Genomic DNA, 11,018 nt, shown 5'->3' with positions numbered 1-11,018 from the left:
GTGTGGCGGGGGGGGGACATCGTCGCGCCGCCACGCCACCCACTCGCCTTCGCCCTCGTAGTGGCGCAGGCCGCGCTGGGCGGTTGCCAGGCCTGCGCGCAGCACGTCCATGTCCAGTCCCGGCATGTTGCGTAGCAGGGCGGGCGGCAAGTTGCCGATGTCCAGCACGCGCTCGTCAAACTCCATCCGCATCAGCCCGCCGTCTTCGTTGGCCACGCGAACGAACCACAGGCTTTCCATGTAGTCGCCAAACCAAGGGTCCGGATAGATCGCCTGGGTGAACGCGAACCCGAACTCATGAACGTCCTGCCAGGGCCAGAACTGCTGCAGGCCCATCGCGTGCGCCAGTTCGCCCGACCGCGTGAGGCCGGCGTCATCGAAGCGCACGATTTCCTGCAAGGGATCTTCGGCTGCCGGCGGCCCGGCAAACCATCGCTTGATGCGTGACCACATGGTGTCGCGAATGAGGGGATGAGGGAGGTGCAGTGTAATGGGGCCGGGTTCGTGAAAAAATGTTACAACCATTGATCGCCATCAATTCCGCGCGCCCTGGCAACAGTTAGGGTTGATGTTTGCGCAGCAAGGACAGGACCAATGACCGACAAGACATCCCAAGCCCCCGATCAAGACACCCAGGCGGCACCCGCCAAGCGGCCCGCCAGCGCCCAGGGCGCCGCCAAGCGCACGGCCAGCGTCCGCCGCGCGCCCGCCAAGCGTGCCGTCAAGGGTGAAGCGACGCCGGCCGGGGCTGCAGGCGCGGGCATCGCCCCCGCCGTTGAACCGGCCCTTGAATTGCGCAAGCGCGTGGCGGCGCGGCAGGACGCGGCGCGGCAGGAGACTGCGGCAGTGCTGGCCGATATCGCCAGCCGTTACACGGTCGGCAACCCAGGCGAGGCCCACGAGGCCTTGCGCACCGTCATCGATGCGCTGTCGCCCGACGATGCGCAAGCGGTGCACCGCGCGTTGCTCGACGCCAACCGGCAAACGCGCGGGGCGCGACGCAATCCCGACGATGAACTGGCCGGAGATTGGCGCGAGGGCGTTTATCCATATCGCCATCGTATGCTGCGGCGCAATTACGAAAAGCAGAAGTACAAGCTGCAGGTCGAATTGTTGAAGCTGCAAGCGTGGGTAAAGGCAACCGGCCAGCGTGTCGTGATCCTGTTCGAGGGGCGCGACGCCGCGGGCAAGGGCGGCACGATCAAGCGCATGATGGAACACCTGAATCCGCGCGGCGCTCGCGTGGTCGCGCTGGAAAAGCCGTCCGACACCGAAAAGGGCCAGTGGTACTTCCAGCGCTACGTGCAGCACTTGCCGACTGCGGGCGAGATCGTCATGTTCGATCGCTCCTGGTACAACCGCGCCGGCGTCGAACGCGTGATGGGCTTTTGCTCGCAGGACGAATACCTGGCGTTCCTGCGCCAGACGCCCGATTTCGAGCGCCATCTGGTCAGCAGCGGTATTACGCTGATCAAGCTCTGGTTCTCGGTCAGCCAGGAAGAACAGCGCAGCCGCTTCCAGCAACGCAAGGTGCATCCGCTCAAGCAATGGAAGCTGAGCCCGGTGGACTTGGCATCGCTGGACAAGTGGGACGACTACACGCGCGCCAAGGAAGCCATGTTTGCCCACACCGACACCGCCGATGCGCCGTGGATCGTGGTCAAGTCCGACTGCAAGAAGCGCGCCCGCCTGAACGCCATGCGCTATGTGCTGAGCCGCCTGCCGTACGAGGGCAAGAGCGACGACCCGCAGATGGCGATGGATTCGCTGATCGTGGGCCGCGCGCTGTAGGCCGTCAGCCGCCCAGCGCAGCCAGGTTCAACACGTGGCTGCGTCCGATCCACACGGCGCAGTCGCGGTGGTCGCGCAGCGAATGGCCGGTGTTCGGGTGCATGAAAACATCCAGCGCGCCGTGGTTCAGCGTGAGCCACGTGGCGATCTCGGCCAGATGTTCCGGGCCGAACGCAATCTGGTAGCTCCATTGCGGATGTGGACCCACGGGGCGCTCATGAAAGCGCCCCATTTCCATCTTGCCGTCAAACGTCGCGACGATCCGTTCGCGCAGGGCGAACGCGACGTCGCGGCGTGCCGCGTCGAAGTACACATGGGCATGCCAGCTCGCGACGTCGGTCACGGAAATTTCCATCGTTCTGTCCTGATACCTGATACGGTTCAGCCGCCCGCGCGCTTGGCGCGGTGGCCCTGTTTCATCAACGCGTCGAGAATGCGGTCGCAATGGTCGCCCTGCACCTCGATCACGCCGTCCTTGACGGTGCCGCCCGAACCGCACGCGGTCCGCAGCTGCTTGCCCAACGCGTTCAAGGCGTCGGGCGCCAGCGCCAGCCCGCGCACCAGCGTCACGCTCTTGCCGCCGCGGCCCTTGGTTTCGCGCGAGACTCGCGCCACGCCGTCTCCTGCAGGGACTTTTCCGGCCGCCGTCTTGCACTGGCATTGCGCGACCGGCTGGCGGCATTGCGGGCACATGCGGCCGGTTTCGGTGGAATAGACCAGACCGCCCGTTGCGGTGCGCTTCATCAGGACTTGCCCCGCATCTGGTCGATGAGACGCCGGTCACGCTTGGTGGGGCGCCCCGCTTCGATGCCCAGCGCCGGTTCCGGCGCGAGCCGGCGCATTTCGGCGGCGCGTTCGCGGGCGGCCACGCTTTCGGGCGTCTCTTCGTAAAGCTGGCGCGCGACCGGCGCGGGCCCGCGCACGCCGCTGACGGCGACGACGCGAACCTGCACGGCGGGGTCTTCCTTGCGGACCGTGATGACGTCGCCCGCGCCGACTTCGCGCGCGGGTTTGGCGGGCTGTCCGTTGACGAACACGCGGCCCTTGCCGATTTCTTCCGAAGCCAGGCTACGCGTCTTGTAGAAGCGCGCGGCCCAAAGCCATTTGTCGAGCCGGATCTTGTCCATCCTGCGGGTTCCTGCGGTAAAACTGGTCAAGGCGTCATGATAGCGCCGGCCGGTGGCCGGGCGTGCCGGCCGGCGCGTCGCCATGCGCAAGTCAAAAAAAAAGCGGCGCCCCGAAGAGCGCCGCAAACCGGCTACGCGGTGTCCGGGCCTTTGGGCCCGGCAGTACTCAATCCAGCTTCAATCCTGCTTCCTTCACGACGCGCTGCCACTTCTCGATCTCGGCGCGGCGGAACGTGTCCAGTTCGGCGGGCGTAGAGCCGATGGGCTCGGCGCCGATGCCGGCAAGCTGTTCGGCGATCGTGGGATCCTTCAGCACCTTGGCCAGCGCCTGCGAGACCTGCTCGACAATCGCGGGCGGCGTGCCGGCCGGGGCGAACACGGCGTTCCATTCGTAGGTTTCGTAGCCCGGCACGCCCGATTCGGCGATGGTGGGCAGTTCGGGCGCGGTCTTCGAGCGTTCCAGGCCGCCGACGGCCACGGCGCGCAGCTTGCCGTTCTTCACGTGCTGCCAGGCCGAGCCCATGCTCGCGAACATGACCGGGACCTGGCCCGACATCACGTCGATCATGGCCGGGCCGCCACCCTTGTACGCGACGTGCTGCAGCTGCGTCTTGGCCAGCAGGTTGAACAGCTCGCCCGCCAAGTGCTGGGCGGAACCAGGACCGGCCGACGCGAAGTACACCGGTTCCTTGGCATCGGGCTGGCCGAGCTTGATCAGGTCGCTGACCGACTTCACTTCATACGACGGCGTGACGACCAGCACGTTGGGCACGCGCAGCAGCAGCGACACGGGCGCGAAGGCCGACAGCGTGTCGAACTGCATCTTGCTGTGCAGCGCGGGGTTTTGCGCGTGGTTGGAAGCGTCCAGCATCAGCGTGTAGCCGTCGGGCTTGGCCTTGGCGACGACCGCGCCGCCGATCATGCCGCCGGCGCCGCCGCGGTTTTCGATGACGACGGGCTGGCCGAGTTCAGCCGCGAGCTTCGGGCCGATCAGGCGGGCCACCACGTCCACGGTGCCGCCGGGCGGGTACGTCACGACCAGCGTGACGGCGCGTTCGGGGTAGGCGGCTTGCGCGGCGCCAGCGGCGCCAGCCAACAGGCCGGCGGCGGCGAACAGCGCGCTACGGTGCGCCAGGCGTTTGAACAGAGGGGTCATGGAGCGTCTCCTTGGAATTGGAATAGCCGCAACGGCGTGTCGGCAAGCACGGTGCGCCGTTGCGCGGGGTCGTCGATCCAGGCGTCCAGCCACTGCGTCGCGGCGGAATAGGACGCCAGGTGGCGATGTTCGGTATGGGGCCAGTCGCTGCCCCACATCAGGCGTTCGGGGGTGTAGGCGTCCAGCAGTTGCTGCGTGGCCAGTCGGCCGGAGGCGGCGCAGGCCGGGGCGGCCCAGTTGCGGTACGCCGCGGCCAGCTTCACCCAGATCCGGCCGCTGTCCGCCTGGCGCAGCAAGTATTGGAAGCCTGCGTCCAGGACGCCGAGCGCGGGATCCGGGCGGCCGAAATGGTCGACCACGATGCGGCAGCCGGCCGCCAGCAATGCCGGCAACACGCCATCCAGGCGCGCGGCCTGCAGGTGCACTTCCACATGCCAACCCAGCGCATTGACGCGGGCCAGCAGGGCCTGCCACGCCGGCGTCCGCAGATCGGGCGTGTCCAGGCCGAAAAGGTTCAGACGGATGCCGACCACGCCGGCGTTGGCCAGGACTTGCAATTCGTATTCGGCGGCATCCTGCGCCACCACGGCGACGCCGCGCAGGCGGGCAGGGGCGGCGCGCAGCGCCTCGACCAGATGGCTGTTGTCCGTGCCCAGGAAACTTGGCTGTACCAGGACGCCGTGGCTCATGCCGTGTGCGTCCAGCAGGCCCAGGTACTCGGCCAGCGTGGCGTCGTAGTCCGGCGTGTGGCGGCGCGTGTTGGCCAAGGCGAGGCCTTGGTGGAACACGTGGGCGTGGGTGTCGACGGCGGCGCCTGGGATCGGCGAGGGCAAATCAGTCTCCTCATGCGGCGCGCCGCTCTCTCGGAACGGCGACGCGCTATGTAATGTTCTGTAAGTCGGGATTCTAGGAAGTCGGGGTATAGTTTTCCATTCTGGAAAGGCGCTTTAAATATATTGGAACGATATGGAAACCCGGCATCTGCGGTACTTCCTGGCGGTGGTGGATCACGGCAGCGTGAGCCGTGCCTCGGACTGGCTGGGCATCGCGCAGCCCGCGCTGAGCCAGGCGTTGACACGCATGGAGAAAGACCTGGGCGTGCGGCTGTTCGAGCGGTCGCGGCAGGGCACGACGCCCACGCCCGCCGCGCAGGCCATCCTGGAAGACGTGCGCGCCAGCGTCGCGCGGATCGACGCGGCGGCCCGGCGCGCCAGGGAGATCGGGCGCGGCAGCGCTGGGCAGTTGACGGTCGGGCTGGTGTCTTCGGCGCTGTTTGACACCTTGCCCCGCGCGCTGCGCCAGATGCGCAAACAGGCGCCCGGCGTGCGCATCATCCTGCGCGAAATGAGCAACGCCCAACAGGCCGAGGCGTTGCAGACCGGAGAGATCGACATCGGCCTGATGCACACGCCCGTTGCCGTGGGCGGTCGCATGCGCGAACGCCAGTTGCTGCGCGACCGGCTGGTGGCGGCCGTGCCCGACGAATTCGAAGTCGAGGCCGACGGCAAGGTGTCGATGGCGCAGATCGCGCAGGCAGGCCTGGTGATGTACCCGCAGGCACAGTTGCCGGCATTTTATGCGGACATCCTGGACGCCATGCGCAAGGGCGGACACGATGCGCACGTGAACCAGGAGGCAAGCCTTACCCTGACGGTGCTGTCGTGCGTGGCAGGCGGCTGCGGCGTGGCCCTGCTGCCCAGCTGGATCCGGTCCATGGGATTTAGGGGTGTGCGCTTTTGCGAAGTGCGCGATGGAGAACGGCTACCCAGTTTCGACTTGAGCGCGATCTGGCCGGCGCGCAGTGTGCCTACACTGGCGGATCTGTTCGCCAATCTGGATCTTGGGTCTGAATAAAGTGGCGATCGCCTTTCAACGTGCCTTCAACGTCCTTCAAAAAGACTTAAGCGAGGCTTAAGACATCATTTTTGCCGGAACTGCCGCCGATCCCGTCGTCTAACCAGGAACGTCATCGCGAGGTTCCGGGCTCATGGATCTGAATTGGCAGCAGCAACTTGCGGAAAGCGCCTTGTGGCTCGCGCGCGCATTCGGCATCTCCGCCGTCGCGCTGGCGCTGGTCACACTTGTACTGACCCGCACCACCGTATGGGGCCGCAAATTCTGGCGTCTGGCCTGGCCGTATCTCACGCCCCGCCGCAGTTGGCGTCCGATGCTGACGCTGGCGCTGCTGCTGTTCCTGGCAATGTTCGCGGTCCGCATGACCGTGCTGTTTTCGTTCTGGTACAACGGCTTCTACAGCGCCCTGCAGGCGCTGGATCAGACTGTCTTCTGGCACTTCCTGGGCATCTTCGCCGTGCTGGCCACCGTGCATGTGGTGCGCAGTCTGGCCGACAGCTTCGTGGGCCAGGCTTTCGATATCCACTGGCGCGTCTGGCTGAACGAGCGGCTGACGCGCGACTGGCTGGGCGCGGGCGCCTACTATCGCGGGCACTTCCTGGCCGAGCCCGTCGACAACCCCGACCAGCGGATCGAGCAGGACATCGCGCAGTTCGTGACGGGCTCGCGCACGCTGGCCATCGGCGCGTTGAGCGCGATCGTATCGCTGGTGGCCTTTACGTCGATCCTGTGGGGGCTGTCTGGTCCGTTGACGCTGGGCGGCGTTGAAATCCCGCGCGCCATGGTGTTCGTGGTGTACCTCTACGTCATCGTGGCCACGTGGCTGGCCTTCAAGATCGGCCGCCCGCTGATCAAGCTGAATTTCCTGTCCGAGCGACTGACTGCCAACTTCCGGTATGCGCTGGTCCGCCTGCGCGAGAACGCCGAGAACGTCGCGTTCTATCAGGGCGAGGAAGTCGAGCGCGCGACCTTGTGGACCCGCTTCACGTCCTACATCGCCAATCTTTGGCAGCGCGTGTACCGGGGTTTGAAGTTCGACGGCTTCAACCTGTCGGTCAGCCAGATCGCGGTGGTGTTTCCGTTCATCCTGCAGGCGCCGCGTTTCTTCAGCGGCGCGATCAAGCTGGGCGATGTCATGCAGACCTCGCAGGCGTTCGGGCAGGTCCAGGAATCGCTGTCGTTCTTTCGCAGTTCGTACGACACGTTCGCGCAGTACCGCGCCACGCTCGACCGGCTAAACGGATTCCTGGATGCCAACGAGGCCGCGCGTGCGCTGCCGCAGGTGCAGACGCAAGCCCTGCCGGACGGCCTGCAGATCGAAGGCCTGGACGTGTCGCGCCCGGACGGCGCGCGTCTCCTGGAAAACCTGAACCTGCGCCTGCATCCCGGTCAGGCCCTGCTGATCAAGGGCCCGTCGGGCAGCGGCAAGACCACCTTGCTGCGCGCGCTGGCGGGCCTGTGGCCGTATGCCAGCGGCGCGGTGCGGCGGCCGCAGGGCGACGCCGCATTGTTCCTGTCGCAGCGGCCTTATCTGCCGCTGGGTGACCTGCGCGGCGCGGTGGCGTATCCGGGACTGGCGCAGCCGGCCGACGACGCGCGTCTGGCCGACGCGCTCAGGCAGGTCAATCTGGGGCATCTGGCCAGCCGCCTCGACGAGGTGCACGACTGGTCGCGCGTCTTGTCGCTGGGTGAACAGCAGCGCATCGCGTTTGCGCGCGTGCTGTACAACCGGCCGGCGCTGGTGTTTCTGGACGAAGCAACGTCGGCCACGGACGAGGGACTGGAGCACATGCTGTACAGCCTGCTGCGCGACGCGTTGCCGGACAGCATGCTGGTCAGCGTGGGGCATCGCAGCACGCTGGATGCTTTCCATACGCAGCGGCTGGATCTGGATGGAACGGGCCGCTGGAAGGTCGGCCCGATGCCGGCGACCCGCCACGGCGATGCGCTGCGCAGAGCGGCGGCATAAAGAGTGCAGGGGAATCTGCAAGGTGTCTGACACCCGTTAGAAGTGACCGCCCCGCAGATAAGGCGCCACAAGGGTGTCTGACACCGGACCAAACAAAGGTGCAAAAAAAGGCCGCAAGCAGCGGCCTTTTATGCGCTTTACCGAAAATCAGGTGCCCACGCGCAGCGGTCCGGTCAGCTTGCGCAACGCGGCGATCACGCTTTGCGCGGTGATGCGTCCGGTCTTGGGATTGGCGGACGGGATGTTCTGGATTTCCACCGAGAACGAGGCGGAATCGGACACGACCTCGACGCGGTGCACGTTGCGTTCGAGCGAAGGATCCGCCCAGATTTCCAGCGTGGTGCGGTCCGGACCGATGCCTGCCAGCGACACGCTGACGGCCACGTTGAGGTTGGCCGGAAAACCGACAGCGGCCTCGCGCGGCGAGCCGCGGAAGATCAGGCGCGGTTCGGTGATGCCTTCGATGTCGATGTTGTTCTCGGTGAGGTACGGCGCACCGAGCAGGCCGCGCACCGGCTTGCGGGTGATCATCGTGACGGAATGGATGACGCCTTCGGCGGCGGCGGTGATGGCGTCCAGGCCCAGGATGGCGCCCGACGGCACGATGATCTGGCCGCCGTGCTGGCCCGCGATGCCGATCAGGTCTTCGTGGCGCAGCAGCGCGCCGGAACTGAGCACGACCATCTTCTTGCCGGCGCGAAGCACGGGTTCGGCGATGTCGCGGAACACGGCAGCGGGCGCGCATTCCACGACCACGTCGCAGTGCTCGGCCAGGCCGCCAATGGTGGTGAACGTGGGCGCGCCGTTCTTCCAGCCGAAGGCGGGCGGGGCGTTGGGATCGCGCACCGCGACGGCGGCGAGCGTCAGGCCGGGCAGGCCCGCATCCAGGGTTTGCGCCACGGCCTGGCCGATGGCGCCGAAGCCGGCGATGCCGACGCGGAAGCTGTTCATGGGTATCCGGTGTGTTGAGCCAACGGCGGGACCGTGGGCGGTTCGGGAATGCGGCGAAGCGGGCGCCGCAAGACTGCCGGCCACTGTAGCCACGGCATGGCGACGCGTCAATGCGGGATGCCCGCAAGATACGAGCGCGCGGTGATGCATGGCGACGGCATCTACGACAGTGCAAATTCCTCGCCGTCGTAGTGGCTGGCAATCTCGATCTCGCCGGATGCCAGGCGCTCAGACCACGCGTCCAGTTCGCGCCGTTCGTAAGCGGTGACGTCCGCGCCCAGCACCAGCCGCAACGAGGCGTCTGCCTCCAGGCCGAAGCGCGTGATGCGCCCGACGGCCAGCGCGCCTGCCGCATGATCCGACGCTGCGCGTTCCACGCAAAGTCCGGAGTCCGCCAGCGCCGATGCCAGGTAGACTTCTGGATCGCGAGCCACCCAATCCAGCACATTGCCGATCTGCCAGATGCCGGCTTCGCGGCAGGCGCGCGTGACGCCATCGCGGCCGCCATCCATCATCGCGAACAGCACGCTGGCTCGCTGCGCGGCCAGCGCGCGCGTCCAGGCCTCGCCCAGGTCCGGGTTGTGCTGATTGCCGCAGAACCCGGTCAGCGGATCCCGGCCCGTCACGCGGCGCACGCCGTCGGCAAATGCGGCGCGGCCCTTCAGACCGGGCCGGACGCGCTCGCCGGAGAGATGGGCGGGGCGGCCACCTGCGGTGCGGCCACCTGCAGGGCGGTCGCCCGCGCCATCTCCCTCCGCACGCAGGCCGGCCAAAATCCCCGCAAGAAACGCGGAATGCTCCTGCAGAATTTCATAGCTCGCGACGTTGGCGGCCGTATGGCTGCCCTGTGTGATCGCGAACTGCGTCCGCGGAAAATGCGGCGCAACCTCGGCCACCGGCGCATCGCCCTGGCCGCCGTGCACGATCACCAGGTCCGGATTGCCATTGCACAACCGCGCAAGCCGCTCGGCGCGCGTGGCCGGGTCGGTGGCCGCGACCCACTCCGCGTGCAGCGCATGGCCCGCACGTCCCGCGCGCTCGGCCCCCTGCAGCGCGGCCTCGTTGAAGCCGCCCCGGCCGGGAAAGCCGAACAGCACAAGCAGACGGCGCGCGCTCACAGGCTGGCTCCCGTCGCGCGCACCACTGGCCCCCAGCTATCGGCCTGGCGGCGCACGAAATCGGTGAATTCCGCCGGCGTCTTCTGCGTCAGCACGAAACCTTGGCCTTCGAGCTTGGCTCGGATGTCCGGATTGCCCAGCACGGATCCGACTTCCGCATGCAGCCGCGCCGCCACCGCGTCAGGCAGGCCCGCGGGCGCCGAAAGCCCGATGAAGTTTTCCGCGATTAGACCCGGATACCCCAGTTCGCCAACCGAAGCGATGCCCGGGGCCTGTGGCACGCGCTGCTGCGTGGTGACGGCCAACAGGCGCAGTTGCCCCGAACGCAGGAAGGGCAGGTTTTGCGGCAGGGCGTCCACCGCCATCCGGATCTGTCCGCCCAGCAGATCGTTGCGCATGGCGCCCGAGCCCTTGTACGGAATGTGCTGCAGCGGCGCGCCCGTCTGCCGCGAATACAGTTCGCCCACGATCTGTCCCACCGACGCCAGCCCGCCGCTGCCGTATTGCACCGGCTGGTCCTGCGCCTTGATCCAGGACGTCAGTTCGGCAAGGCTGGACACTGGCACGGAAGGGTGCACGACGAACACCGTGGGCACCGCGCCCAGGTAGGCGATGTGGCGAAAGCTTGCCAGCGCGTCGTACCCGGCTTGCGGCATCAGCGCCGGCGAAATTGACAGGGGCGCCGAGTTCGACATCAGCAGCGTGTAGCCGTCGGCCGGCGACTGCGCCACGAGGCTTGCACCGATGGTCGAGCCCGCGCCGGGCTTGTTCTCGATGACGATGGACTGGCCCAGCCGTTCGGCCAGCACGGGCGCAATGACGCGCGCGGCGATGTCGCTGGCGCCGCCGGGCGGAAACGTGACGACAAGGCGAATGGGACGCGCGGGCCAGTCGGACGCGCGCGCCAGGCGTGGCCGCGCAAGTGGCAGCGCCAGGGTGCTGGCAAGCAGGAATTTGCGTCGGGAGATTGGCATGGCAAACGCTTCTGTCGTGCGGCCGCATCGCGGCAAAGGCGCACACTGTAAGAAGCGGGGCGGCGGCTGACAAAGAAT

12 protein-coding genes are annotated in these 11,018 nt (G+C 67.2%); 3 read left to right on the top strand and 9 right to left on the bottom strand.

Annotated features, from left to right (window positions below; all coding sequences use genetic code 11):
* The coding region (locus AC6LJW_RS25755) for a hypothetical protein (protein ID WP_498088622.1) at positions 1–453 on the bottom strand (453 nt) is incomplete at its 3' end.
* Positions 454–594: 141 nt separating this feature from the next.
* On the opposite strand from AC6LJW_RS25755, the gene ppk2 reads away from it, so the two are divergent.
* A complete protein-coding gene (gene ppk2, locus AC6LJW_RS25750) occupies positions 595–1,791 on the top strand; it encodes a polyphosphate kinase 2 (protein WP_498088620.1) in 1,197 nt (398 codons plus the stop codon).
* A gap of 4 nt (positions 1,792–1,795) precedes the next feature.
* Here the strand turns inward: ppk2 and AC6LJW_RS25745 are convergent, their stop codons facing one another.
* The 5 genes from AC6LJW_RS25745 to AC6LJW_RS25725 all read right to left on the bottom strand — a co-directional run bounded on the left by AC6LJW_RS25745 (position 1,796) and on the right by AC6LJW_RS25725 (position 4,907).
* Complete coding sequence (locus AC6LJW_RS25745; RefSeq protein ID WP_056562942.1) at positions 1,796–2,146, bottom strand: DOPA 4,5-dioxygenase family protein; 351 nt, start codon at positions 2,144–2,146, stop codon at positions 1,796–1,798.
* 26 nt (positions 2,147–2,172) lie between these two features.
* Complete coding sequence (locus tag AC6LJW_RS25740) at positions 2,173–2,535, bottom strand: translation initiation factor Sui1 (protein WP_427986113.1); 363 nt, start codon at positions 2,533–2,535, stop codon at positions 2,173–2,175.
* Positions 2,535–2,918 carry an RNA-binding S4 domain-containing protein gene (locus AC6LJW_RS25735; RefSeq protein WP_056562937.1) on the bottom strand — a complete coding sequence of 128 codons (384 nt, stop codon included), beginning with the start codon at positions 2,916–2,918 and terminating at the stop codon, positions 2,535–2,537. The genes AC6LJW_RS25740 and AC6LJW_RS25735 overlap by 1 nt, the downstream gene beginning before the upstream one ends.
* Positions 2,919–3,084: 166 nt before the next feature.
* Entirely contained in the window at positions 3,085–4,074 is a 990-nt protein-coding gene (locus AC6LJW_RS25730) for a tripartite tricarboxylate transporter substrate binding protein (protein WP_427986115.1), read from the bottom strand.
* A complete protein-coding gene (locus tag AC6LJW_RS25725; protein ID WP_498088618.1) occupies positions 4,071–4,907 on the bottom strand; it encodes an amidohydrolase family protein in 837 nt (278 codons plus the stop codon). Before AC6LJW_RS25725 ends, AC6LJW_RS25730 begins: the two co-directional genes overlap by 4 nt.
* Before the next feature lie 133 nt (positions 4,908–5,040).
* Between AC6LJW_RS25725 and AC6LJW_RS25720 the strand changes: the two genes are divergently transcribed.
* The gene (locus AC6LJW_RS25720) at positions 5,041–5,928 is read left to right on the top strand and encodes a LysR family transcriptional regulator (RefSeq protein WP_056562924.1); all 888 of its coding nucleotides are present in this window, start codon (positions 5,041–5,043) and stop codon (positions 5,926–5,928) included.
* Between the two features lie 133 nt (positions 5,929–6,061).
* Entirely contained in the window at positions 6,062–7,897 is a 1,836-nt protein-coding gene (locus AC6LJW_RS25715) for an ABC transporter ATP-binding protein/permease (RefSeq protein ID WP_056562919.1), read from the top strand.
* Positions 7,898–8,044: 147 nt separating this feature from the next.
* On the opposite strand, the gene AC6LJW_RS25710 is transcribed toward AC6LJW_RS25715, so the two are convergent.
* From AC6LJW_RS25710 to AC6LJW_RS25700, 3 genes are all read right to left on the bottom strand, one after another.
* On the bottom strand, positions 8,045–8,848 hold the full coding sequence (locus tag AC6LJW_RS25710) for an aspartate dehydrogenase (RefSeq protein WP_056562916.1): 804 nt from the start codon (positions 8,846–8,848) through the stop codon (positions 8,045–8,047).
* A 161-nt stretch (positions 8,849–9,009) separates the two neighbouring features.
* Entirely contained in the window at positions 9,010–9,966 is a 957-nt protein-coding gene (locus tag AC6LJW_RS25705; RefSeq protein ID WP_498088616.1) for a BMP family lipoprotein, read from the bottom strand.
* Positions 9,963–10,940: a Bug family tripartite tricarboxylate transporter substrate binding protein gene (locus AC6LJW_RS25700; protein ID WP_056562909.1), complete on the bottom strand. Its 978-nt coding sequence runs from the start codon at positions 10,938–10,940 to the stop codon at positions 9,963–9,965. Before AC6LJW_RS25700 ends, AC6LJW_RS25705 begins: the two co-directional genes overlap by 4 nt.
* Positions 10,941–11,018: the final 78 nt, after the last annotated feature.

This window comes from Achromobacter sp. 1012554356, assembly GCF_059760815.1.
Note: the sequence above shows the minus strand (reverse complement) of the source record. Positions and strands in the feature narration are given on the sequence as shown.

Coding starts and splice junctions, on each gene's coding strand:
- AC6LJW_RS25745 (WP_056562942.1), bottom strand. CDS start 2,146: ATGGAAATTTCCGTGACCGACGTCGCGAGCTGGCATGCCCATGTGTAC.
- AC6LJW_RS25715 (WP_056562919.1), top strand. CDS start 6,062: ATGGATCTGAATTGGCAGCAGCAACTTGCGGAAAGCGCCTTGTGGCTC.
- AC6LJW_RS25730 (WP_427986115.1), bottom strand. CDS start 4,074: ATGACCCCTCTGTTCAAACGCCTGGCGCACCGTAGCGCGCTGTTCGCC.
- AC6LJW_RS25720 (WP_056562924.1), top strand. CDS start 5,041: ATGGAAACCCGGCATCTGCGGTACTTCCTGGCGGTGGTGGATCACGGC.
- AC6LJW_RS25700 (WP_056562909.1), bottom strand. CDS start 10,940: ATGCCAATCTCCCGACGCAAATTCCTGCTTGCCAGCACCCTGGCGCTG.
- AC6LJW_RS25735 (WP_056562937.1), bottom strand. CDS start 2,918: ATGGACAAGATCCGGCTCGACAAATGGCTTTGGGCCGCGCGCTTCTAC.
- AC6LJW_RS25710 (WP_056562916.1), bottom strand. CDS start 8,848: ATGAACAGCTTCCGCGTCGGCATCGCCGGCTTCGGCGCCATCGGCCAG.
- AC6LJW_RS25740 (WP_427986113.1), bottom strand. CDS start 2,535: ATGAAGCGCACCGCAACGGGCGGTCTGGTCTATTCCACCGAAACCGGC.
- ppk2 (WP_498088620.1), top strand. CDS start 595: ATGACCGACAAGACATCCCAAGCCCCCGATCAAGACACCCAGGCGGCA.